Genomic DNA, 25,313 nt, shown 5'->3' on the forward strand with positions numbered 1-25,313 from the left:
TGTTTTTAAAAGCTTGAGGAATAACCAGATGAATAGACTGGAATAACAAGGAATATACAGGAATCTTTAGGAATTTAAATTGGTTAGAGCGTTTTGCTATAAAATCTTGCGAAAAATATAGGGTGGGTTAAACCATTCTATGTTTTGTATTTATATTGGGTTGCCATCAATGTAAAGGGCCATGCATAACAGTAATGAATCTTGTGAAAGAGATGTTGTGAGAAATATGATATGTTTGCTGACATTGGCTTATTTGTTAACGTGCTACTGATAAAAAGGGAAAATATCTATGCGAATTATATTAATCTTGGCTGCTCTTTTCACTGTTCAAGAGGTTGGTGCAGAGGTAGAAGAACAAGAAATACCATCCTTTAATGGTTTTGAGTTTATCGATCAAAGGCAAATATTAAAAAATAAAATCAGTCAGATCCATGTAGCAGTTTTTGATGATCTTGATGCTGAACACTCTTGTATCGCCTTTGCTTATGAGTTTGATTCAAAAGGGCAAATAATTAAATACATACCTCCTATGGTTGGAACCAGTATGGTTTATAAGTATGAGAATAGTGGTGACTTAATTGATTATGGTTGGGATAACCGGGATGGATCTGACTATCTTTGGTTCAGTACCAGGGAAGATTATGATCGCTTCGAGGAAGAAGTTAAAAAGATGGATGCTGAGCACAAGGACTTTTTAACCACTAAACGGAGTAAAGATGATAAGGTGATAAAGCGTATATCAAGTTTTTGTGCCAATATTGATGGCTACTATGAACTTAGCTTTGCAGAAGGACACATGGATTATCCGCAGCTTGCTGGTACTTTATATGCTCATTTAGTAGATACACCTAATGATAGCCTTGTATCTAAGTCTCGATTTAAAACCCCTGGCTTTTTAACTGTATTTATTAATTACATTGTAGAGCAATAAATAGCAAAACATTAAAAAAGCCGCAGGTTTTGAAACCCGCGGCTTTGGCATAGGGCTAGTCGACCCTATTGCTCGAACGCTTTAATAAACACTTGCGTTAGTAGTGCTTGGCTTGGCCTTGGCCAGTGACTACATATTTTTCAGTGGTTAACTGAACCAGTCCCATTGGGCCATAGGCGTGCAGTTTACTGGTTGAGATACCGATTTCAGCACCAAGACCTAGTTCGCCACCATCTGAGAAACGTGATGATGCATTGACCATAACTACTGATGAGTTGATGCGGCGAACAAACTCATTACCACGGTCAATATTCTCAGTAACAATCACTTCAGTGTGGCTTGAGCTATGCTCCAGAATATGAGCAACTGCATCATCATAGGAATCTGCCTGTTTAACGCTCATGGCAAGACTCAAGTACTCGTTGTGGTAATCGTCTGCGCTGGCTTCAGTGGCATTGTCCAGTTGTGCAGCTGAGTCTTTATCAGCTTTGAACTGTATACCAAATTCGTTACCCAACTTGTTCACGCGCTTTAGGAACTCATTGGCAATGTCTTTATGAATGACCAGACTTTCCAAGGCATTACAGACGCCCGGACGCGATACCTTACCGTCTTTTAGCAGCTTCTCGGCTTTATCAAGATCAGCAAACTTGTCGACATACAGGTGGCAGACACCTTTAAAGTGCTGAATCACTGGAATCTTGCTGTTATCAGTCACTGCACGAATCAGTCGCTCACCACCGCGTGGGATGACCAAATCAATGGTGTCACGGAACTGTAGCAGGTGATTGACTGCTTCATGGCTTTGCGACGGTACCATACAGACCATTTCTTTGCTCAGGCCACAGTCTGACAGGGCATCGTGCCAGCACTGAATCAGTGCCTGGTTTGAATGCCAAGCTTCTTTACCGCCACGCAGAATCACTACATTGCCTGATTTAAGTGTCAGGGCAGCAGCTTCTACCGCTACATTAGGACGCGCTTCATAAATCATTAGAACAACGCCTAATGGAATACGCATTTTGGCAACCCGAATGCCATTTGGACGCAATGTGCTTGGACCCATTTCACCAACCGGATCGGCCAGGCTCATGACATTGTGTAGGGCATCTACCATGCCATCAACACGCGCTTCATCTAATAATAGTCTATCGACCATTGCATCAGATAGATCGTTTTCCTTAGCGTATTCGATATCTTTTTTATTGGCTTCCAGGATCTGGTCCTGGTTGGCTTTTAAACGTTTAGCCATTGCCGCTAAGACATCGTTTTTCTGGCTGCTGGTTAAATTACCCAGCGTTTGTGCTGCCTGCTTAGCACGCATAGTCATTTCATACAGCTCTTGCTGTTCTTGACTCTCAAATGATTTCTCTTGCATCGTCATAAATTCCTCCTAAGCTACCGATACTTCTTTACAAGTACGGTGAATTAAAGTCCCTGGATTCTGGTTATCAAACAACTTCATATAACTCTCGTTTTTACCATTACAGATAATGGTGTCGATACCGTTTTCTGATGCAAAACGCGCAGCTTGTAGCTTGGTTTGCATACCACCAGTACCACGAGGATTATTGGTGTCTTTACCCACTGCCATGGTTTCATCATTCACACCCTTAAACTGAGTCACAAGCTCAGCATCAGGATTAACCTTCGGGTTGTCATCATAAACACCGTTAATATCACTACAGATGATTAACAGATCGGCATCCGTTAATGCGGCAACCTGAGCAACCAGATTATCGTTATCTCCAACTGTCAGCTCTTCTGTCGCTACAGTATCGTTCTCATTGACGATGGGCATGGCACCAAGTTCAAAAAGAGTCTGGAAAGTGCTGCGGGCATTTTCTGAACGCTCTGGATTTTTGATATCCGCAGAGGTCAGTAATACCTGAGCAACCACATCATCAAAGAAACGCTGCCAATGTCGAACTACCATAGATTGGCCGATGGCAGCCAATGGTTGTTTCTCTTTGCGGGTTAGCACCTCGGTGTCCGGCTTAACCAGGTTGTAGCCAGCAGCTACTGCACCTGAGGAAACCAAAGTGACATTCTTACCGGCTTTGTGACACTTACGAATAAAGTGCGCAATTGGCAGACAGTATTCTGAAGAGCAGGAACGACCATCAGGAGCAACCAGGGCAGATCCCACTTTAATGACTATATTTTTGTATTGACTAAAATCGATATGTTCGAGCATGGAAAACCTTATGTTTCATTTAAAGGATGTATGAATGGAAATGTCGAATGGAGTGCTAGAAGACAGGACTGCGAACGATCATTTTGACCGATGCAGTAGCAACAGACGAAACACTCGACTGGCCTGCAAGGCCTGCCGTTGCTGCGTTTTTTACTGTTGAATTAATAGTAAGCACGGTTCGCATTGTCAACATACAGCTTCTAATGTCAAATTTAATCCCGAGAAAATCTGAGAACGTCTCTAAGCGCCTCTTAGCGGTGTTTAGCTGATTTAACTGGTAGGGTAGTGGCATTAGTATAAGTATTGCTAACTATCCATGAAGCCAAACCTCAGCGATTCCACAATTTCCTTCAAATTATTTGAAATAACAGTATCTTATGCCTAGGATAAGTTGTGCTTATCCGAAGTTGCTGTTGATACTTGTGTTTGGGGTTTAGCAACAAACCAGCTACCAGGGTTCTGATTTAGCAAAAGCAGGTTATAGGCTTCGGTCTTTCCATTACAGATAATACAGTCGATGCCTTTATAGGTTGCAGTCAGCGCTGCCTGAACCTTGCTTAGCATACCACCCATGGAGCGAGGGTTATGGCTGCCTTGGGCATAAGTTTGGCATTGGGTGTCATCAGGTTTGATGAATGTGATCAGCCTGGCCTCCGGGTTCAGATAGGGATTATCATCATATAAGCCACCGACATCGCTGCAGATAAGTAGTAAATCGGCATCCGTTAGCATGGCAACCTGTGCTGCTAACATGTCATTATCACCAAATTTTAACTCTTCAGTAACCACGGTGTCGTTTTCGTTAACAATGGGCAGGGCGCCGAATTGTGCGAGCTGTTTGAATGTTTTCTGAGCATTGTAAGCTCGTTTTAAATTATTAATGTCGTCGATTGTTAAAAGTACCTGGGCAACTTCCTGGTCAAAAAAACGTTGCCAATGGCGTATGACGATAGATTGTCCTATGGCGGCCAGAGCCTGCTTTTGTTCAAGGTTGAGCTGGTGATCTGTTAATCCGAGTTGATTAAAGCCTGCTGCTACGGCACCGGATGAGACAATAACAATATCCTTATTGGCTTTAAGGCACTGTTTGATAAAGTTGGCTATCGGCAGGCAGTATTCAGCAGAGCAGGCTCGCTCGTCTGGCGCAATTAAGGCCGAACCCACTTTAATGACAATTTTTTGGTAACGGTCAAAGTTAATTTCTTTCATTAGGATTTCTCTCAAGCATAAAAAAACCCGCAAACCTTTTGGCTTGAGGGTTTTGTGGTTAATCTTATTTATATTGGGTTATGCGTTTTAACTTACCATAATAAATATTCACACAGCGCAAGCCGAGACTTTCCGGGTACGGGAAGAATTGCGGGGATATCCGTAATGGACTGAGCTGTGTGTTGGAATGTGTTCATAAGGTTGATGATGGCTTTAAAAAGCGAATGGGTCAATGAACTTTTGGTTATATATTTGGTGTGATTTGTCCGGTTAATAGAAAAAGGGCCTCATGAGGCCCTTTGTCATATTTCAATAGAAGTATTGAAACAGCTTACTTGAGCTGATCGGCCAAGTAGGTATAGATCAGTGCATAGAGCTTTGCGGTCTGCTCGTTATTAGCCGCACCGCCGTGGCCACCTTCTGTGTTTTCATAATACAGAACGTCATGGCCCATAGCCTGCATCTTGGCAACCATTTTTCGAGCATGTCCAGGATGAACACGGTCGTCTCTCGTCGACGTAGTGAAGAAGATTCGTGGGTAATCTTCATCTTCATGGACATTGTGGTACGGTGAATAGGTTTTAATATAGTTCCACTCATCTTCATTATCAGGATTACCGTACTCGCCCATCCAGCTAGCGCCAGCAAGGAGTTTATTGAAGCGCTTCATATCCAATAGTGGTACCTGGCAAACGACTGCGCCAAACAGGTCTGGACGCATGGTCGCAACTGTGCCGACCAAGAGGCCGCCGTTACTACCACCACGAATACCCAGGTGCTCTTCGGAAGTGATTTTCCGTTTAATCAAATCTTCTGCCACGCTTATAAAATCGTTGAACGCAACATGTCGATTTTCTTTCAATGCAGCCTGATGCCAATCTGGGCCATACTCACCGCCGCCACGAATATTGGCCAGAACATAAACGCCACCTTGTTCCAGCCAGTTTTTACCAGTCAATGCCGAGTAGCTCGGATTCAATGACACTTCAAAACCACCGTAACCGTAAAGAAGAGTCGGGTTTTTACCGTTGTACTCGATATCCTTAGACATCACGATAAAGTAAGGTACTTTAACGCCATCTTTTGCCGTCACAAAATGCTGTTCAACTTTGTATGGCTTTGCATCAAAAAATGCAGGAAGACTTTTAAGCTCGCTGAATTCTTTTTGCTTTTCATCAAAGTAGAAGAGGGTGCTAGGCTTTAGGAAACTGGTGTAGTTAACAAAGAAGTTATTATGTTTGTCACTGGTTCCTGCAACACTGAGTGCCCCAAACTCTGGCAAATCAATCTTTTTGCTCTGCCACTTTCCATCAGCATACCAGTAGCGATGTAATTCGCTGCTGACATCTTTCAGCAAGTTAATGAGCAAGTAATCCTTAGTAGACGAAATACCGCTGATCGCTGTGCGGTCATCGGGAACCAATACTTCGGTAAAGTTCTTTTTACCTTTCAAATACTCATTAATATCAATCGAAAGTAATGAAGCCTGCTGGAAAGTCTTGTCACCAATAGTCCAGTCTGATTTTAACTCTAACAATAATTGTCCATTATTGATTGCTCTAAAAGAGCTATCTTTTGGTCGCTCTAGTTGTGTTAGACCATCGTCATTAAGCAAATAGATTTCAGATGTGTAAAAATCCAGGCCTTGGTAGATAAGCTTATATGACTCTTCCTTGTCTCGTGTTACAAAGCCCTGAACCGCAACATCGGATTGGTTACCAGTAAAAATAGTCGTTGCTTCTTCAAGCTTCTGTCCACGCTCCCAAACTTTGACGATGCGTGGGTAACCGGAGTCGGTCAGGCTGTCAGGACCAAAGTCCGTGCCTACAAAGACAGTATTTTCATCTATCCAGCTTAAATTGCTTTTCGCTTCTGGTAATTGAAAACCGCCCTTAACAAAGCTTTTAGTTTCAACATCAAACTCACGAACTACAGTAGCGTCGGCACCGCCGCGAGAAAGGCTGACCAGACACAGTTCGTAATCTGGATACAAGCAGTTTGAGCCCTTGTATACCCAGTTTTCATTCTCTTTTTCTGCCAAGGCATCAATATCAAGAATCACTTCCCACTTTGGCTCTTCTTTTTTGTACTCTTCCAAAGTGGTGCGACGCCATACTCCGCGTACATTGTTTTCATCACGCCAGAAGTTATAAAAATAGCCATTCATTTCGCTGACGTACGGAATGCGCTCATCAGAATTTAAAATGTCCAGATTGGTTTCATATAACTCTTTATAAAGAGGTTGAGATTGCAGGTAGCTCAAAGAGACTTTATTGTTCTCTTCAACCCACTCAAGGGCTTTCTTACCTTCTACGTCTTCAAGCCAGATATAAGGATCATTGGCTTCTTTGGCAGAAACTGAAGTAGCCAATAAGCTACTCAGCAAGCCAGTCAGTAATAATTTATTCATTCTTATTTCCACAAGAGCCTCCGCAAGCAGATAAATCTATCAAGTATTTTCAATACAAAATCGCTAATGAGCATAGCAAAGGGCAAAGTGTTCGGCTAGGATACAAATGTTTTCAAATATTACAGAGGGAAAGTGGTTTGAATCATCAGAGAAAAATTATAGAAGAACACTATGACACAAAGGCAAGAGTACAGTTAGATTTTAAGGGTTATATAAAAATAGCTATTTTTAATCTGGTTGGCTTGCCAGTGGTGTATGCTATCTATTTGTATATTTATCTTATCTATTTAAATAAAGAGTTAAGTTTTTCTTTTATTAGTTACTTAATATCTTTTATACCCGGTATGGGTTTGTTCTTTATCATTGGCTTTTCAACAAGTTTGATTACATACCCAATTTATCGCTGGTGGTGCGATAAACGTAGAGGTCAACTAATGACAGGCAAGTTTGCAATGATAAGAGAAATAGAAAAAGTGGAAAGACAAGAAAAAAGCGCAGATTAGAAACTAACGCTGCGCTTTTTTAACTACCAGTTGCTTGAATTATCGAGCTAACTGCAAGTCTTCAATAACAGCTGCCAAGAAGCGGGCTGCTTCACCGCCAGTACAGGCGCGATGATCAAAGGTTAGGGACAGTGGCAACATTTTTGCGTTGGTGATGCCTTTATCCGTTAGCTTCAGTTCGTTACGGAAACGGCCAGTACCAAGAATTGCTACCTGAGGTGGCGATACTACCGGAGTACCGTAACGGCCAGCGATTGAGCCAAAGTTTGAAAGGGTGATGGTCGCGTTTTGCTGATCATCCTGCTTCAAAGATTTGGTCTCAATTTTTTCACGTAATTCTTGAACACGAGAACGTACGCCTGCCATATCCATGCGGTCTGCGTTATGCACAACCGGAACGTATAATCCGTCCGGAGAATCAACAGCAATACCTACATTGACGTTAGGGTGTAGCAAGCGTTCGAAGTTCTCACCATCAAACCAGGCGTTCATAGCTGGAACCTGTTTTGCAGCAGTAACAATCGCGCGAACATAGCGTGCTAATGAGTCAGTACCCTTTGGCCATGCAGTAATGTCCGCATCTTCAACAAGGCTAGTAGGAACCACGGTAGCGTGTGAATTTGCCATACCCATCGCCATGGCGCGACGAACACCACGCACTTTCTCGGGTTGCACTTCCACGCTAACAGCTGGTAAGCCTTTGGCCTGTTGTGCTGACATGGCTGGTTGCGATTGACGCGGAGCTGAAGAGCCACCTTTTGAGGCCTGTTCAACATCGTCGCGGGTAATCGAACCTTTGCGACCAGTTGGATTACAATCGCCCAAATCAACACCAAGTTTACGAGCTAATGCACGTACTGCAGGCGAGGCTTTGTAGGCTAGCGGATTTGAAGTGTCAACACCGGCTGTTTGTTGTGGTTGCTCTGCTGTAGTGGTTGAGGCTGTTGCTCCTGACTTGGCCGCTTCACGTACATCTTTCTGTGTGATAGCGCCATCTTTGCCAGTACCTTTAACCTTTGTTAAATCCACTTTCAATTTCTTGGCTAGTGCTTTTATTACGGCGTTGGCTGTTTCAGCAACAACATGGTTACCGACTTCAACGGCGCCAACGACAGTGCCACTGTCTGCGCGCTTTTCTTCGCCAGCTTCCTGTTTTGCTGGCGCCGCTGCTTTGCTTTCTCCACCAGAACTTCCGCCAGTGCCACCAAATTCGACAAGAGGTGCGCCGACTTCGATTACGTCACCAGCCTGGCCATAAAGCTTAGACACTTTGCCAGCAAAAGGAGAGGGCACTTCAACTACTGCTTTAGCAGTTTCCATTTCTACCATCGGCTGATCAACGGTAACCGTATCACCTTCTTTAACAAGCCAACGTACGATTTCCGCATCTGGCAAACCTTCACCTAAATCCGGTAGTAAGAAAGTATCGCTTCCAGCTGCTGGAGCTGATGACTGTGGCTGGGCTTCTTCTTTTGTAGTTTCAGCAACTGGAGCTGGTTCAGGCGCTTCTTCAGCTACTTCACCAACTTCACCAAAGGAGACCAAAACCGCGCCGACATCAATCACATCACCTTCTTTGCCATGCAATTTACTGATACGACCGGCGAATGGAGAAGGCACTTCAACCACGGCTTTAGCAGTTTCCATCTCGACCATAGGCTGATCGACAGTTACTTCATCACCTTCTTTAACTAACCAGCGTACGATTTCCGCATCTGGTAAGCCTTCACCTAAATCGGGTAAGTTAAACTGTTTCATTTGTACTCCATGATTTTGCGTGCTTCATCGAGGATGCGATCCACGGTCGGCATGTATTGTTTTTCTAAGCGGTAGTATGGCATGACTGTGTCGTAGCCAGAAACACGACCAATTGGCGCGAGTAGACTTAGAATAGCTTTTTCAGCAATTTCAGCGGCAATTTCAGAGCCTATCGAGCCAGACTTTGGTGCTTCCTGTACGATGCAGACACGGCCTGTTTTCTGAACAGACTCAAGAATAGTGTCCATGTCGATTGGGCTGATAGTCGCCACATCAATCACTTCGGCATCAATACCTTCTGCTGCTAATTTTTCGGCAGCCTGCAAGGTCTCATGCATCATAGCACCCCATGAAATCAGGGTAATATCTGAACCTTCGCGATCGACGAAACATGCTTCCAATGGGTATTCTTCGCCATTATCTTCTACTTCATGCTTAACAATACGGTAAACACGTTTTGGCTCAAGGAAAATCACTGGGTCAGGGTCACGAATAGCTGCCAACATTAAGCCATATGCACGGCTTGGGTTTGAAGGGATAACCACTTTTAAGCCAGGAATGTGAGCAAACAAGGCTTCAGTTGACTCAGAGTGATGCTCTGGTGCGTGAATACCGCCGCCATAAGGCGCTCGAATCACCATCGGCAAAGTCAAACGGCCACGTGTACGGTGGCGCATACGGGCAGCGTGACAGAAAATTTGGTCAACCGCAGGGAAGATAAAGCCCATAAACTGCATTTCTGCGATTGGCTTCATACCTTGCGCGGCCATACCAACGGCAAGACCAGCAATCATTGACTCGGCGAGAGGGGAGTCAATGACACGGTCTGTACCATATTTCTTCTGTAGACCATCGGTTGCGCGGAATACACCACCGTTTTTACCGACGTCTTCACCGAATAATACAACATCTTTATCATGCTCAAGCTCATAGGCCATTGCTGCATTGACTGCTTCAATTAAAGTAATCGCTGCCATTATTTTGCACCTCGCGCTTTTTCGGCCAGCTTGATCGCTGCTTCACGTTGTGGTTTTGTCAGTTCTGGTAGTTCCGCGTACAAGTGGTCGAACATTAATTCTGGACCAGGTTTTGGTGTCTCTTCATAAGCCTTAACTGCTGCATCAACCTCTTTAGCAATTTCAGCTTTCATGGCTTCCTCATCTTTATCCGACCAGGCTTTATTGGCTTCGAGGTATTTGCGCAAACGAACCATTGGTTCATTTTTCCAGGCTTCTTCTTTGACTTTTGGATCATCATAGCGAGATGCATCGTCTGCGGTTGTGTGGTCACACAAACGGTAAGTGATGGCTTCAATCAATGTTGGACCACCACCGTTACGCGCTTTCTCAAATGCATACTCTGCAACCTGCTTAACTGCAATAATGTCATTACCATCAACCTGTACGCCTTCGATACCAGCTGCGATAGCTTTTTGTGCATAGGTTTCACAAGCGGTCTGGATTTCAGTCGGTACAGAAATTGCCCATTGGTTGTTGTTTACCATGAATACAACACCAAGGTTCCAGATACCAGCAACGTTAATGCCTTCGTAGAAATCACCCTCTGACGTTCCGCCTTCACCAATTTCAGTGGCGACTGCACGCTTTTGACCGCGCATCTGAATAGCTTTTGCAACGCCAGAAGCATGAATGATCTGGTTAGCAATGGGTACACAGATTGGAAAGTCTTCTTTTGCTACGGAGTAATTAGAACCTGATTCATCACCGCCCCAATAAAGAAGGATTTCTTCCATGGTGATGCCGTGTTTCAACATGGCACCAGTTGAACGGTAATAAGGAATAAGGACGTCTTCAGAAGTCATTGCATCGCCATAACCAATGCCGATGGCTTCCTGACCTAATGAAGCAGGGTAGGTACCCATTTTACCGGTACGTTGTAAGGCATATGCTTTTGCATCAAAAGCACGTAATAGCGCCATATCGCGATAAAGTTTACGCATTTTATCCATATCTTTGGCAAATGCGGGTAGTTCCTGGGTTGGTTTACCCTGAGCATCAAGATACTGGTGGTACTTGATTTCAAAAGAAGCAACAGTTGTAGTCGTCAAGGCTACATTCTCCTAAGGTTACTGGGAAAGTTGATTCACAATTTTGGTCTAATCGAACCTTCTCGCAAGATTTGTTCGATTATACGTGATTTATAAAGCTTTTTCGTTAACGGTTTATGAAGAGTGATTTGTTATTCGCCACTTTAAAAATGTACTTATTTATTAATAAGTTAGAGCATTCGCTCGGCCGTCAATTTGAGCTTTCCCATGGTTAAAAACAGCTGTTTTCGGTGGCGATTGTACGGATTTTTAAGGCTTTTGTATAGTGACTGGCTCTTCTGACCAGTGATCCATCAATTCTGTTGTCAGTAGTACGTTTAATGATTATTAAAACTAATCCTTTTTCATCGCTTTTCAACCAAAATTCAGCCAGTTATCGAAGTTGAGTTTTCATTGACAGCTAGAATAAGTATCAATATTTAAGCTTTGATATCCATCTCGAAATAAGCATGTTCCGGGCAAAAAGCCAAGCCTTTTACACAGTTCTTATTGCACTGTTTCCATTTGCATATTTCAAAGCTTAATCCACCGTGGTTTTGAACCATTAGATCAATTCGTGCATGAGTGGTATCCAATTTTTGCCATGCATCTCGGTTCCTGACTTTTACACATATTCCAATCTGATTAGCTCTGGCGATATCAATATGCCAATACTGGCCACACTCCGAACACTGATTCAAACAGGCCCATTGCGAAGGATTCCAGTCAACTTCATCCAGTCCATGCAGCGGGTGTTGAGGATGGTTGCTGATGATTTCATCATCACCAAGCAGGATGTCGGCTAAGGTTGAACATTGGCACATTGTGATGTCTTCATCGAGTAAGTTTGTTTTGACGAAGTCTTTTATATCGAATAGTTTCCATGATTGCTACAATAACGCCAATTTAATTAAGAATAGTTTTGGACATCTAACAAAGAGCTTTTATGAAGACCAGCGATAGTATCTCAGTAAAATACCGCAAAGATTATAAGCCATCTGCTTTTCTCATTAATAAAGTTTCATTAAATTTTGAATTGTTTGATGATTACGCAATTGTAACTGCTCGTATGATGTTACAGGCCAACCCGGCAGCTGAGTCTTCTGGTGCTCTGGTGCTTGATGGCGAAGAGTTGGAATTACAGGGTATTGAAGTCGCTGGGCAGAAGCTTGTGCAGGAGCAGTATGAAGTTGACTCAGAGCAACTCACTATCTGGCTCAATAAAATAGATGGATTAGATTATCAGCAGGCGTCTTTTGAGCTAGTTACTAAAGTCAAAATTTATCCTGCACAGAATACCAGCCTGGAAGGCTTATACCTGTCGAGTGAAAAGTTTTGCACTCAGTGTGAAGCTGAAGGGTTCCGCAAAATTACCTATTATCTTGATCGTCCCGATGTGATGAGCACCTTTACTGTGCGCATTGAGGCTGAAAAAAAGAAATACCCTCATTTACTGTCTAATGGTAACCAGATTGAGCATGGTAGCTTAGCCAATGGTCGTCACTATGCCATCTGGCAAGATCCATTTCGTAAGCCCAGCTATCTGTTTGCATTGTGCGCAGGCGATTATGACTTGCTGGAAGATCATTTTACAACTCGGTCAGGACGAGAAATCAAGCTTGAAATCTATGTTGATAAAGGAAAGCTTGAGCAGTGTCATCACGCCATGGAATCCCTCAAAAAGTCCATGGCCTGGGATGAAGAAGTGTTCGGACTCGAATACGATCTAGATATCTACATGATTGTGGCCGTTGGTGATTTCAATATGGGAGCCATGGAAAATAAAGGGCTCAATATATTTAATACTAAATATGTGCTGGCCCATCCAGAAACGGCGACCGATCAGGATTTTGAAGATGTCGAAGCCGTGATTGCACATGAGTATTTTCATAACTGGACTGGCAATCGAGTCACCTGTCGTGACTGGTTCCAGTTGAGCTTGAAAGAAGGGCTAACAGTATTCAGAGACCAGCAGTTTACCGCTGATCAGACTGATCATGCAGTAAAGCGGATTGAAGACGTTAAAGTCATTCGATCGCATCAGTTTGCAGAAGATGCTGGACCAATGGCACACCCGATCCGTCCCGACAGCTACATCGAAATGAATAACTTTTATACGGTTACTGTTTATAACAAAGGAGCGGAAGTTATTCGTATGTACCACACCCTATTGGGTACTGATGGATTCAGGCGCGGTATGGATTTGTATTTTGAACGGTTTGATGGTCAGGCCGTCACCTGTGAAGATTTTGTCAGTGCTATGGAAGATGCTAATGACTATGACCTAATACAATTTCGACGTTGGTACTCACAGGCAGGAACCCCTGAAGTAACTGTAACCAGCGAATATGATGAGTTACATAAAAAACTGACGCTACAAATTGGACAGGCATGCCCAGATACACCAGGGCAGTCCAACAAACAACCATTCCACATTCCGCTTAAGCTGGGTCTACTTGATAAAGACGGCAATGATCTACCGCTTGAATTGGCTTCTAATAAGGAGCAGTTAACTGGCGACATTTTGCATCTGACAGAAGCGGAGCAAACTTTTGAATTTGTCGGAGTTTCACATAAGCCCGTATTGTCATTATTGCGTAACTTTTCTGCGCCAGTGCGTCTGTTTTATGATTACAACGATCAGGAGCTGGCTTTTCTGTATGCTCATGACAAGGATTCCTTTAATCGCTGGGAAGCGGGGCAGAGGCTGTTTGCCCGGGTGATCTGGCAGCTATGCGCTGAGCAGGAAGCTGGTGAACCGATGCAATTCCCGCTTCATCTGGTCAATGCGGTTCAGAACTTGTTGTCAGATGAGTCGTTGGATGGTCGTTTTAAAGCACTGGCATTAACGTTACCAGACATTAAAGCACTTATTGAAGAGGTGGAGCGGGTTAATCTTGATCACCTTATTGCTGCGCATGATTTCCTTAAACGTGAATTGGCAAAACAGCTGGAGATGGATTGGCTGGTGCATTATCAGGCCAATCATCATGTAGGAGCCTTTAAGCAGGATAAAGCAGCTATTGCCAAACGTGCTTTTGCCGGAGTCTGTTTAAGTTATCTTGTTGCGCTTGATAAGCCAAAAGCCTATGAGCTTGCGGTTAGTCAGTTAGTTAACAGTAATAACATGACCGACGCTGAAACCGCTTTGCAACTCCTTATGCATTCTAATTATAGCCAGAAAGAGCAAATTGCTGACGACTTTTATCGTAAATGGCAAAACGAAGAGTTGGTGGTCAATAAGTGGCTTTCGGCACAGGCAACAGATCCTACCGATTCAACCATTGAAAGAGTTAAAGGTTTAATTGAGCACCCAGCCTTTGATATTAAAAATCCAAACAAGGTCCGCTCCGTGGTTGGAGCTTTTGCTGGTTCAAATTTACCGCAGTTTCACCGCAATGATGGGAAGGGCTATGTTTTCCTGGCTGAGCAGATAAAACAGCTCTACAGTGTGAACCCGCAGACAGCTGCCCGTTTGACGGGAGCTTTTAACCGATGGAAAAAATTTGATGACGAGCGCCAACGCTTGATGTGCGAGCAATTACAGGGTATTTTGCAACTGCCTGATTTGTCCAAGGACGTTTATGAGATTGCAAGTAAGGCCTTGGGCTAATTCAAATTTAACTGATTAAAATACGAGTGAGTTATGTCAATTATTAGATGTATCGTGTGTGGCAAGCGCATTTCGAGTAAAGCTGAAGTTTGTACCCATTGCGGCGCTGTACTTAAAGGTTCTAGCGAAGAGCAGTTGGAACGCGCAGTTCATATCCAAAAGTTAAAGCGTAACCGACGTTTACAGAGTTATTCGTTTATAGCCATTCTATTGTTTGCCGCAGGTTTTTTGTTGAAATATGTCCATCCGGAAGATAATGCTGAGCTATGGGTGTTAGCATCACATTACATGATTGCTGCCGGTTTTATTGGGTATGTCGCAATGCGTGTTTGGATAATGTTTAATAAAAAGAAGTAGTTATTAAAAGTAGTTTAATTTACCTATCAATTATTTTTTAGTGTTTTCGGAGAACTAGATTGAAAAAAGTTAATGTCGCAATAGTCGGTGCCACAGGCGCTGTCGGTGTTACTATTCGTGAAATCCTGGAAGAGCGTGATTTTCCAGTAGAGAATCTTTACCTGCTAGCAAGCGAGCGTTCTGCTGGCGAACGCGTTATGTATAAAGGTAAGTCGATTCGAGTAGAGAATCTTGCGGACTTTGACTTTTCAAAGGCAGATATTGGGTTGTTCTCTGCTGGTGGTGATATTTCTGCGGAATATGCTCCGAAGGCTGCCGAAGCTGGCTGTGTGGTCGTTGATAACACGTCCCACTTCCGTTACGACGACGATATTCCATTAGTGGTCGCCGAAGTGAACCCGGAAAGAATCGCAGATTACAAAAATCGTGGCATCATAGCCAATCCGAATTGTTCAACAATGCAATTGCTAGTGGCCCTTAAGCCCATTCAGGATGACGTAGGGATAGAGCATATCAATGTTTGCACCTATCAGGCAGTTTCAGGCTCAGGCCATAAAGCGGTTGAGGAGCTTGCTAGCCAGACAGCCCAACTGCTTAATGGACGAGAAGCAACTAAAAAAGTCTATGACAAACAAATTGCTTTCAATGTCTTGCCCAATATCGATAAAGTACAGGATAACGGATATACCAAGGAAGAAATGAAGATGGTGTGGGAAACTCACAAAATCTTCGAAGATCCATCAATCGGTGTAAGCCCAACCGCGGTGCGGGTTCCTGTGTTTTACGGCCATTCAGAAGCTGTCCATATCAAAACTCGTGTTCCTCTGGACGTGGAACAGGCCAGATTCTTATTGAAAAACGCTCCTGGAGTGACTGTCGTTGATGACATGAGTAAGCTCGATTATGCAACTCCAGTGACTCATGCTAGCGGCAAGGATGATGTGTTTGTGAGCCGTATTCGTAAGGATGTTGGCATGGAAAATGGGCTCGCAATGTGGATTGTTTCCGATAATGTTCGCAAAGGTGCGGCATTGAACACAGTTCAAATCGCTGAAATACTTGTAAAAAATTACTTATAGTCGCAAAATTAGCACTTAACAATAGCTAACTTAAAGTATAATCTTAAGTTCTGACCTCAGAAAGTAGGGCAGTGTTTTGCTTTCTGAGTGGAATTTTAATAAGGGTATTCAAGAGGGAGAACTTATGTTTCGTAAATTAGCTGCGACTGTCGCTGTATCGACGGCACTAATGACTTCTCAGGCCTGGTCGCTTGGACTTGGAGAACTGAAAACTGAATCAGGTCTAAACCAACCACTCAATGCGGAAATTGTTCTCCTTTCTTCAAAGGAACTTCAAGAATCTGATCTGCGGGCAAAAATCGCTTCATTTGAGGCATATGAGCGATATGGGGTAACTCGCGAACCTTTTCATAGCCTTCTAAGATTTGAAGTCTACACCAAAGGTGATGGTTCAAAAGCTATTCGTCTTTCAAGTGACTCTCCTATTAAAGAACCTTATGTAAACATCATTATCGAACTGGATTGGCCACAGGGTAAGCTGATGCGAGAATATACCCTGTTATTAGATCCACCAGTCTTTAACAAAACAACACCAGTTGTTACTGCTGAGCCAGCAACAACACAGGTAACTCCTACCCAGCGCCCATCAAGGGTTACAGAAGAAGTAAAACGCACCCCTGAGCCTAGTGTCTCAAGTCAGCAAGAGCCTCCCGTTACTGAATCGCCTGAGCAAACTACATCGGAGCCAGTTGTTAGAACTGAGCCAACTCAGCGTCGCTCAGCTCCAGTTTTTGATGGAAATAGCTGGAGTGTCGGTCGTGGCCAGACGCTGTGGAGCATTGCTAGTCAGGTGAGACCTGATAATGCGACTGTTCAACAGACTTTGATTGCTCTTTATCGCAGTAACCCGGATGCTTTTATCAATAACGATATAAACCGACTTAAAGCGGGTTATAAATTAAAGGTACCAGATCGCTCATTAATCAATGACATTTCTCATGCTGAGGCCTTGAGTGAATATCGAGCTTCATTGTCAGGTAGCCAGGCACCATTAGATGTTCGTAAAACCGTTACTGAAACCGAAGCACGATCTGATTCAACAACTCAGGGCGGCCGTTTAAGTATTGCCAGTGTTGAAGATAGCTCGCTCAATCAGGCCGGTGGCTCAGAAACTGAGTCAGGTTCTGTTGATGAGCTACAAAGTGAAGTTAATACACTGCGTGAAGCAGTTGAGACACTAAAGCTACAGAATCAACAGCTTAAAGAAGAATTAGAGGCCAAAGAAGACTTAGCAGATACTGGTGTTAAGTTAGAAGATGACACTTTAGCGGTGTTGTCTGGAAGTGCTGAAGTTGCCGAAGACAGTTTGCCAATTGATTCTCCGCAAGAGCAGAGTGGCGAAGAAGAGAATGTCGCTGAACAGACTGCTGCTGATGAAGCCGAAAAAGAATCTATTGCAGAAACTGCAGCTACGGACAGCAAACCTGATTCATTGCCTGCGAGCAGCTCTAACCCAAAAGAAGAAGCCTTCTATCAGGCTGAGGGTTTCTGGTATTGGGTCGGTGGCGGATTACTTGGGCTGTTAGCGATAGCCGGTGGAGCCGTCTATTGGCGCAATCGTCAACCGCCGGAAGAGGGCGAGTCGAGTCTAATTCCTAACTTTGGTGGCTCTGGAAGTAAGAAAGAGCCTTCATCACCAAGAGATTCATTCCTCAATAAGGATAAGATGTCGTTTGATGATGCACCGTCTGATCCAATCAGCGAGGCCGATGTTCTTATCGCTCGCGGTAAAATGACGGAAGCAAATAGTGTACTTGAAAAGGCTCTTTCAAAAGATCCGAAAAATGACGAAGTGCGCGTAAAGTATATGGAGTTGTTGGCAAGTCAGAAAAATGCCAATAAATTTCATGAAGTTAAGCAAGGACTTTCAAAAGGTTTTGATTACGATTCAAAATTGGGACTTAAAGTGGCGAGTTTAAGCTCTTTAGTTGAACCGGCTAAAGCTGCTGAGCCAGCGCCAATGCCTTCTGCAGTACTGCCGGACGAGGATGATGTTTTTGGATTCGACCAGCAGGATGATGGCAAAGAGGTTAATGTGGACCTTAGTGCTGAGCTGGAAGCTACAGAAGAGCCAGAGGTAGACACAACCTCCTCAGACGACTCACTGGATTTCGATTTAAGTGATTTCGAAAAAGAAGTTGAAGAAACCGCAAACGAAGGTAAAGTCGCCTCAAAGTCAGTCACAGAGACAAGTTCTGATGACAATAGCATTGATTTTGCACTTGATTCTGATGATGAAGAAAAGGTTACAGAAGAATCTGACTCAATGACTTTCGAGCCTGTAGGCGAGCATGAGTCTGATGTTAGTGAGGATGAAGTACAAACTAAACTTGAGCTGGCAAAAGCCTATCTGGAAATGGGCGACGAAGATTCTGCGAAAGATATTTTGCAGGAGGTTCAAAAGGAAGGTAATTCAGCTCAGAGCGAAGAAGCAAGTAAGTTATTAGCCAAACACTAGTTCTTACTGGCATAAATAATGCTCTTTTAATAGCACCGGGTTTAGCCCGGTGTTATTCATTTCAACACAGCGTATAGAGAATTTAATTATGGCTAAAGTCGCACTCTGCATTGAGTACGATGGACATAGGTATCACGGCTGGCAAAGGCAGTCCCATGCAGCTTCTGTACAGCAGACGCTTGAACGAGTGCTATCCAAGATTGCTGACCAGCCAATTGAAGTATTTTGTGCAGGCCGGACTGATACCGGGGTACATGCCACTGGCCAGGTGATCCATTTTGAGCTAGATAATGAGCGCCCGCTAAAAGCGTGGACGATGGGCGCAAATACTCAATTACCTGACGATATTGCTGTTCGCTGGGCGCACCCGGTAGCGGATGATTTTCATGCCAGATTCAGTGCTACTGCTCGCCGCTATCGTTATATCATTGCAAATACTGCGACCAGGCCAGCTATTGCTCGTTCAGGTTTAACCTGGTGCAGAGCGCCCTTGGATGTTGATTCCATGAATGAGGCCTGTCAGTTTTTCCCCGGAGAGCAGGACTTCGCTGCATTTCAGGCAGCTAGTTGTCAATCCAGAACATCCTATAGAAATATACATCACCTTTTTGTTGAGAGTATTGGTCAATTTGTGGTCATAGATATAAAGGCGAACGCTTTTTTACATCATATGGTAAGAAATATCGCGGGTAGTCTTATTGAAATTGGCCGCCATAACCAGAAACCGCAATGGGCGAAAGATCTAATCGAAGGTCGCGATAGAACTAAGGCAGCGCCAACTGCCAGCCCTAACGGACTTTATCTGGTGGATGTAGACTATCCAGAGATATTTGGTTTGCCCAAAGCTACTCTGGGACCGCTTTTCCTGCCTGAAAAAGTTACCTTGCAGAGTTTTTAGGAATTGAGATTAAATCGACAAAAGCTTGAAGTGGTTAAACCAGAGCATTATTCCGTTTGCCCTGAAACCTGTTACAATGCGGGCAATTTATTAAGCCACTAATGAAAATTGAAAATATGAGTTGGTTAGAGCGATTATTACCTAAGCGCAACCCTGAGGGTTCGCAAAAAAAGAAATCCATTCCTGAAGGTGTTTGGAGCAAATGTTCTGCGTGTGAAAGTGTACTTTATTATGCTGAACTGGAGCGCAGTCAGCAGGTCTGTCCTAAGTGTGACAATCACATGCGTATTAAAGCGAGAACTCGCTTAGAACTGTTTATGGATGAAGCTAATCGTAAAGAAATCGGTGCTAACATGAAGCCGGTTGATATGCTTAAATTCCGCGATTCAAAGAAATATAAAGATCGCATAACTGCTGCCCAGAAAAAGACGAATGAAAATGATGCATTGATTGCTTTTAAAGGATCTGTAAACGATATTCCAGTTGTAGCATGTGCATTTAACTTTGAGTACATGGGTGGTTCTATGGGCTCAGTCGTGGGTGAAAAATTTGTCCGAGCTGTTAATGCTGCGATTGAAACGCGCTCAGCACTTGTTTGTTTTTCCGCCAGCGGTGGTGCACGTATGCAGGAAGCGTTGGTTTCCCTTATGCAAATGGCTAAAACCAGCGCCGCTTTGGCCAAACTTTCCGAAGCTAAACTTCCCTATATCTCAGTATTAACTGACCCAACCATGGGTGGTGTTACTGCAAGTCTTGCTATGCTTGGTGATATTCAAATTGCTGAGCCAAAGGCATTAATCGGCTTTGCCGGTCAGCGCGTAATTGAGCAAACCATTCGTGAAAAGCTACCTGAAGGCTTCCGCTTGAGCGAGTTCTGGTTAGAGCATGGAGCGATTGACATGATTGTAGACCGCCGTGAAATGCGTGACACCGTTTCACGCCTTGCTGCAAAACTATTAAACCTTTCTAAACCCGCTGCCTGAAACATTCAAGACGTGCAGTGAGTGCCTCTCCTGATTTTGAGACTTTAGATGAATGGATAGCCTGGCTAGAACAGGCTCATCCTGTTCATCAGATAGAGCTTGGACTTGCACGAATTCAGAGTGTCGCAAACAAGTTAGGCTTAGATAAGCTCAGCGCCCCGGTTATCACTGTAGCTGGCACTAATGGCAAAGGAACAGTGGTAGCTGCTGTTGAGTCACTGGCAATTGAGCATGGTTTATCTGTTGCCAGTTATACTTCTCCCCACCTCTTAAAGTTTAACGAACGAATTAAATTTGATGGACAGCCTGTTTCTGATCAGATGCTGGTGGAGGCATTTAAATATATTGCTAAATACCAGGGCGATGTTCCTCTAACCTACTTCGAATTTACCACATTGGTCGCATTCTGGTTGTTTAAAAGCCAGCCGCTTGAGTTGATAGTGCTTGAAGTGGGGTTAGGTGGGCGCATGGATGCCGTCAATATTATTGACCCCGATGTCGCGGTTATTACCTCCATTGGCCTGGATCATGTTGCATGGCTAGGTGATACTCTGGAGAAGGTGGCTCACGAAAAAGCCGGTATCATGCGAGCTAGAAGGCCAGCAATCATCGCAGATCCTCAGACGACAGAGCTTTTGTTACCAGAAGCTGAAATAAGAAATGCAAATAGCTGCCTGGCACAGAAAGATTATCATTACACAGAAACTGGCCAGTGCTGGAGTTTTGAGACTAAGGTTAAAGGGCAAAACCTTTCATTTAACGGTTTGGCCAATAATGATTTACTGGTCACTAATCTGGCTGGAGCATTAGAAGCTTTTGTTCTACTTTACTCTACTAAGATTTCAGAAAAAGCAGTTGCCAACGCATTCCATAAATTACAATTCCCTGGTCGCTTTCAATATTTATCAAAAGAGCCAGCCATTATTGTCGATGTTGCTCATAATCCCGACTCAGCTAAGGTATTGAATAGCAAACTGCAACAACTAAAGGGCCGTGGAGTGGATAAAGTCAGTGCAATTTGCGGTATGTTAAAAGATAAGGATATTGCCAGTTGCTTATCACAATGTACTGAAGTCGATAATTGGTATTGCATTGACCTTCCTGGGCCACGAGGTGCTAAAGGTGAGGAACTGCTGGCAAAATTACCTGAATTTGCACGAACAGACGCAAAATCTTACCATTTCCTAGTTGATGCCTTTGACGAATATTGGCAACATCAACAACAGAATGAAGCGTTGGTTGTTTTTGGCTCTTTTGTGACTGTGAGTCTGATGCTCGAGTCTTGGCTTGAGTTACAGAATAAGCTGGCAACCCGCAAGCAAAATGAGGCTTAAGCTGTGGATGAAAAATTAAAATATCGTTTGGTTGGTGCATCAGTCATTCTGGCGTTGGCAGTTTTTTTTCTGCCTATGATTCTCGATAGTGAGAAATACCGTTCTCAAATTGAGTCACAGATTCCAGAAGTACCAAGTGAGCATAAGTCTCAATATAAAGATATAGAAAACTCTAGTCCTAACCAGCAGCCTGAGTCGCAACTGGATGGCCCTGTTGAGAAAGGCCCATTAGTCATCAATCTTGATGATAATGAAGAAAATAAACTGTCATCTGTTACTGATTCAGCTAATAAGCAAGTCCCTGTAACACAGGCTTCACAGCAAACATCTGAAAAGCAGGAGCCGGCAAAGGAAGAATTATCCAGTATAGATAGTTCAGTCGACAGCGCCAGGACTGAGCCTGCAAATGAAAATAATGATCCAACTAAGGACGAATCACAACCTAATGTAGATACAGTTATTAAAACTGACGCTAAACCTGAGACAAAGACTGAGTCAAAGCCATCAGAGGACATTTCAAGCAAACAGACTCAGCAAAATGCTGATGTTGAAACGGCTGCCAAAGCTAGCGACTCAACGGATGAAACCGAATTAGCTTTTTCTGATTCAGCCTGGCTCATTCAAATAGGCTCTTTTTCCAATAAAGACAATGCCACTCGACTAGTGGGGCAGTTGAGAGATGAGGGCTATAGAGCTTATCAAAGAGTTGGAGACTCTTTTGCAAGAGTTTACGTCGGACCTTATCCGGTAAAAGGTGAAGCAGAAGGTCGCACATCTGCGTTGGAAAAGCTGGTTGGCGCAAAGGTCAAAGTGATTGAGTTTGACCCAAAGCAACATTAATCATTTCACCTGACTGCCAGCTCTGTTAAAATAGCCGCCAACACAACACATTAGCCTCCTTAATGATTTGGGTCGATTGGGTTATCCTTGCCATTATTGGCATTTCAGCTTTAATTAGCTTACTTCGTGGTTTCGTTCGTGAAGCCATGTCTTTAGCGGGTTGGATTGCAGCATTCTTTGTCGCCAAAGGCTTTTATGAGCCGCTTGCCGAACTTCTAGTCAATCATATTGATACTAACAGCATCCGTCTTGGAGTAGCCTGGTTGTCACTATTTGTGGTAACTCTGGTGATCGCTGGTATTATCAATTATATGGTTGGCAGAATGGTTGATGCAGCGGGTTTAAGCGGAACCGATCGATTACTGGGTATGATTTTTGGTGCCCTCAGAGGTGTGTTAATAGTGGCATTAATTGTACTGGGGTTGAAGCAGTTTACCCCGGTGCCAGAGGACGAGTGGTGGGGGCAATCCAGTTTGCTGCCTCAAATGGAGATGGTCGCCGAATGGTTTTATGAGCAACTTGGTGAAGTTGTCCCTCAGTTGAAAGAGGGCGCTGAGCCACCAACCGAAATAGACGAGCAGAAGTAATATGTGTGGTATTGTTGGAATCGTAGGTAAAAGTCCTGTTAACCAAAGCATCTATGATGCATTAACTGTTTTACAACATCGTGGCCAGGATGCTGCCGGTATTGTGACTACCGATAACGGTCGTCTTTACCTTCGCAAGGATAACGGTTTGGTTCGTGATGTGTTTCATACACGCCACATGCGTCGTTTAACCGGGAACACTGGCATTGGTCATGTCCGTTATCCAACAGCGGGTAGTTCCACCAGCGCTGAAGCACAACCACTTTATGTCAATTCTCCTTATGGTATTACCCTGGCACATAATGGTAACTTAACGAACTCTGATCAGTTGAAAGAAGAATTGTTTTCAACTGATCGCCGACATCTGAACACTAACTCTGACTCTGAAGTCCTGTTGAATGTTCTGGCTCATGAACTGCAGTTAAAAGATAAAAATCAATTGAGCCCAGATGATATCTTTGATGCAGTTGGTAATGTCTTTAAGCGCTGCAAGGGAGCTTATGCCGCTGTCGCACTGATTAATGGCCATGGTTTATTGTGCTTCCGCGACCCACATGGTATTCGACCTGCCGTTTACGGCAAGCGCGAAACTGAGAATGGCATAGAATATATGGTTGCTTCCGAGTCTGTAGCTTTGGATGCGCTTGGTTACGAATTGATTGATGATATTGGAGCTGGTCATGCGGTTTTTATCTCTGAAGATGGAACCTTGCATGAGAAACAATGCTTTGAGAACAGTGAGTTAACGCCTTGTATTTTTGAGCATGTATATTTAGCCCGCCCAGATTCAATGATTGATAATGTTTCAGTTTATAAAGCCCGCTTACGTATGGGTGAAAAGCTGGCAGAAAAAATTCTTCGCGAATGGCCTGATCATGATATTGACGTGGTCATTCCGATTCCAGATACATCCTTAACTTCTGCAGTACAATTAGCTCATGAGTTGAATGTTAAAATGCGCCATGGTTTTATCAAAAACCGTTATATCGGTCGTACTTTTATCATGCCAGGCCAGCAGTTGCGAAAAAAGAGCGTTCGTCAGAAACTCAATGCTATTGAGTTAGAGTTCCGTGATAAGAATGTATTGCTGGTAGATGATTCTATTGTTCGTGGTACGACTTCTGAACAAATCATCGAAATGGCTCGCGAAGCTGGTGCTAAAAAGGTTTATTTCGCGTCTGCTGCACCACCTGTTCGCTATCCTAATGTATACGGTATCGATATGCCTGCTGCGAGTGAGTTGGTGGCCCATGGCCGTACAGAAGAAGAGGTCGGAAAAGTAATCGGTGCCGACAAGATGATCTATCTGGATATCGAAGGTATGGTTGAAGCGGTTCGAGAGGGTAACCCTTCAATTAAGCACTTTGACTTATCTGTATTTACTGGCGAATATATCACAGGTGATATTGATTCGACTTATCTTGATAAGTTACAGCAGCTAAGAAATGATTCAGCCAAAAAGAGTAAGGACATCGAGGATGTAGAGGATGCTGCGATGGTTATGGATCTTCATAATCAATAGAGAGGCATTATGCGCTTTATCATGAAAGGGCTACTTCGGTTATTTGGCTGGAAGCTTGTTGGCCAATTACCGGATGAAAAAAAGTATGTGGTGATATTTGCACCACATACATCTAACTGGGATTTTGTTTTGATGCTGATGGTGCGATTCTGCTTCAAAATGAAAGTAGCCTTTTTAGGAAAGCACACTTTATTTAAACCACCTTTTGGTTGGTTCTTTAGGATGTTTGGTGGTATCCCGGTAGAACGCTCCTCAGCCAATAAAGTCGTTGATCAGGTTGCTCAGATCATTCGACAAAGAGATCAAATTCAATTTGCTCTTGCTCCTGAAGGTACAAGAAGTTATAAACCTTATTGGAAGAGTGGTTTTTATCATATTGCACTTAAAGCAGAAGTTCCGATTGTCATGGCCTTTCTGAACTCAAAGACCAAAGAAATCGGTATTGGGGATATGCTACGACCAAGTGGTAATCAAGAACAAGATCTTGATGTGATAAGAGCATTTTATAAAGATAAAGCAGGGATAAAACCAGAGTTAGCGAGTGATATACGATTCGAGGAAAAATCTTAATTTCATCACCGGCCTGA

At 43.6% G+C, this 25,313-nt stretch carries 21 protein-coding genes; 13 read left to right on the forward strand and 8 right to left on the reverse strand.

Annotated elements, in window-relative coordinates; translation table 11 throughout:
* The first annotated feature begins 289 nt into the window (after positions 1 to 289).
* A complete protein-coding gene (locus B158_RS0107360; RefSeq protein WP_018624723.1) occupies positions 290 to 931 on the forward strand; it encodes a hypothetical protein in 642 nt (213 codons plus the stop codon).
* 97 nt (positions 932 to 1,028) lie between these two features.
* Here B158_RS0107360 and B158_RS0107365 read toward each other — a convergent pair whose 3' ends face one another.
* From B158_RS0107365 to B158_RS0107380, 4 genes are all read right to left on the reverse strand, one after another.
* Positions 1,029 to 2,315, reverse strand: a complete 1,287-nt coding sequence (locus B158_RS0107365; RefSeq protein ID WP_018624724.1) for a glutamate-5-semialdehyde dehydrogenase — start codon at positions 2,313 to 2,315, stop codon at positions 1,029 to 1,031.
* 9 nt (positions 2,316 to 2,324) lie between these two features.
* Positions 2,325 to 3,128 carry a glutamate 5-kinase gene (proB, locus tag B158_RS0107370; RefSeq protein ID WP_018624725.1) on the reverse strand — a complete coding sequence of 268 codons (804 nt, stop codon included), beginning with the start codon at positions 3,126 to 3,128 and terminating at the stop codon, positions 2,325 to 2,327.
* 381 nt (positions 3,129 to 3,509) lie between these two features.
* A complete protein-coding gene (proB, locus tag B158_RS0107375; RefSeq protein ID WP_018624726.1) occupies positions 3,510 to 4,337 on the reverse strand; it encodes a glutamate 5-kinase in 828 nt (275 codons plus the stop codon).
* A 331-nt stretch (positions 4,338 to 4,668) separates the two neighbouring features.
* A complete protein-coding gene (locus B158_RS0107380) occupies positions 4,669 to 6,747 on the reverse strand; it encodes a prolyl oligopeptidase family serine peptidase (protein ID WP_018624727.1) in 2,079 nt (692 codons plus the stop codon).
* 137 nt (positions 6,748 to 6,884) lie between these two features.
* On the opposite strand from B158_RS0107380, the gene B158_RS0107385 reads away from it, so the two are divergent.
* Entirely contained in the window at positions 6,885 to 7,250 is a 366-nt protein-coding gene (locus B158_RS0107385; RefSeq protein WP_018624728.1) for a hypothetical protein, read from the forward strand.
* Positions 7,251 to 7,289: 39 nt separating this feature from the next.
* Here B158_RS0107385 and B158_RS0107390 read toward each other — a convergent pair whose 3' ends face one another.
* From B158_RS0107390 to B158_RS0107405, 4 genes are all read right to left on the reverse strand, one after another.
* Entirely contained in the window at positions 7,290 to 9,008 is a 1,719-nt protein-coding gene (locus B158_RS0107390) for a 2-oxo acid dehydrogenase subunit E2 (protein ID WP_018624729.1), read from the reverse strand.
* Complete coding sequence (locus tag B158_RS0107395) at positions 9,005 to 9,985, reverse strand: alpha-ketoacid dehydrogenase subunit beta (protein ID WP_018624730.1); 981 nt, start codon at positions 9,983 to 9,985, stop codon at positions 9,005 to 9,007. Before B158_RS0107395 ends, B158_RS0107390 begins: the two co-directional genes overlap by 4 nt.
* A complete protein-coding gene (pdhA, locus tag B158_RS0107400) occupies positions 9,985 to 11,076 on the reverse strand; it encodes a pyruvate dehydrogenase (acetyl-transferring) E1 component subunit alpha (protein ID WP_018624732.1) in 1,092 nt (363 codons plus the stop codon). The genes B158_RS0107395 and pdhA overlap by 1 nt, the downstream gene beginning before the upstream one ends.
* Positions 11,077 to 11,495: 419 nt before the next feature.
* Complete coding sequence (locus tag B158_RS0107405; protein ID WP_018624734.1) at positions 11,496 to 11,879, reverse strand: hypothetical protein; 384 nt, start codon at positions 11,877 to 11,879, stop codon at positions 11,496 to 11,498.
* A 122-nt stretch (positions 11,880 to 12,001) separates the two neighbouring features.
* On the opposite strand from B158_RS0107405, the gene pepN reads away from it, so the two are divergent.
* From pepN to B158_RS0107460, 11 genes are all read left to right on the forward strand, one after another.
* Entirely contained in the window at positions 12,002 to 14,668 is a 2,667-nt protein-coding gene (pepN, locus tag B158_RS0107410; RefSeq protein WP_018624735.1) for an aminopeptidase N, read from the forward strand.
* A 33-nt stretch (positions 14,669 to 14,701) separates the two neighbouring features.
* On the forward strand, positions 14,702 to 15,025 hold the full coding sequence (locus tag B158_RS0107415) for a zinc ribbon domain-containing protein (protein ID WP_026309301.1): 324 nt from the start codon (positions 14,702 to 14,704) through the stop codon (positions 15,023 to 15,025).
* A gap of 59 nt (positions 15,026 to 15,084) precedes the next feature.
* Positions 15,085 to 16,104 carry an aspartate-semialdehyde dehydrogenase gene (locus B158_RS0107420; protein ID WP_018624737.1) on the forward strand — a complete coding sequence of 340 codons (1,020 nt, stop codon included), beginning with the start codon at positions 15,085 to 15,087 and terminating at the stop codon, positions 16,102 to 16,104.
* A 124-nt stretch (positions 16,105 to 16,228) separates the two neighbouring features.
* Positions 16,229 to 18,562, forward strand: a complete 2,334-nt coding sequence (locus B158_RS0107425) for a FimV/HubP family polar landmark protein (RefSeq protein WP_018624738.1) — start codon at positions 16,229 to 16,231, stop codon at positions 18,560 to 18,562.
* A gap of 88 nt (positions 18,563 to 18,650) precedes the next feature.
* Positions 18,651 to 19,460, forward strand: a complete 810-nt coding sequence (truA, locus tag B158_RS0107430; RefSeq protein WP_018624739.1) for a tRNA pseudouridine(38-40) synthase TruA — start codon at positions 18,651 to 18,653, stop codon at positions 19,458 to 19,460.
* A 116-nt stretch (positions 19,461 to 19,576) separates the two neighbouring features.
* Positions 19,577 to 20,443, forward strand: coding sequence for an acetyl-CoA carboxylase, carboxyltransferase subunit beta (accD, locus tag B158_RS0107435; protein ID WP_026309302.1), 867 nt, complete (start codon positions 19,577 to 19,579; stop codon positions 20,441 to 20,443).
* A gap of 17 nt (positions 20,444 to 20,460) precedes the next feature.
* A complete protein-coding gene (gene folC / locus B158_RS12965) occupies positions 20,461 to 21,777 on the forward strand; it encodes a bifunctional tetrahydrofolate synthase/dihydrofolate synthase (RefSeq protein ID WP_018624741.1) in 1,317 nt (438 codons plus the stop codon).
* 3 nt (positions 21,778 to 21,780) lie between these two features.
* On the forward strand, positions 21,781 to 22,617 hold the full coding sequence (locus B158_RS0107445) for an SPOR domain-containing protein (protein ID WP_018624742.1): 837 nt from the start codon (positions 21,781 to 21,783) through the stop codon (positions 22,615 to 22,617).
* Between the two features lie 62 nt (positions 22,618 to 22,679).
* On the forward strand, positions 22,680 to 23,204 hold the full coding sequence (locus tag B158_RS0107450; protein WP_018624743.1) for a CvpA family protein: 525 nt from the start codon (positions 22,680 to 22,682) through the stop codon (positions 23,202 to 23,204).
* 1 nt (position 23,205) lies between these two features.
* Complete coding sequence (gene purF / locus B158_RS0107455) at positions 23,206 to 24,726, forward strand: amidophosphoribosyltransferase (protein ID WP_018624744.1); 1,521 nt, start codon at positions 23,206 to 23,208, stop codon at positions 24,724 to 24,726.
* A 9-nt stretch (positions 24,727 to 24,735) separates the two neighbouring features.
* On the forward strand, positions 24,736 to 25,296 hold the full coding sequence (locus tag B158_RS0107460) for a lysophospholipid acyltransferase family protein (RefSeq protein ID WP_018624745.1): 561 nt from the start codon (positions 24,736 to 24,738) through the stop codon (positions 25,294 to 25,296).
* The last annotated feature ends 17 nt before the right edge of the window (positions 25,297 to 25,313 follow it).

The sequence above is a fragment of the Kangiella aquimarina DSM 16071 genome, from assembly GCF_000374105.1.
Lineage (GTDB): Bacteria > Pseudomonadota > Gammaproteobacteria > Enterobacterales > Kangiellaceae > Kangiella > Kangiella aquimarina.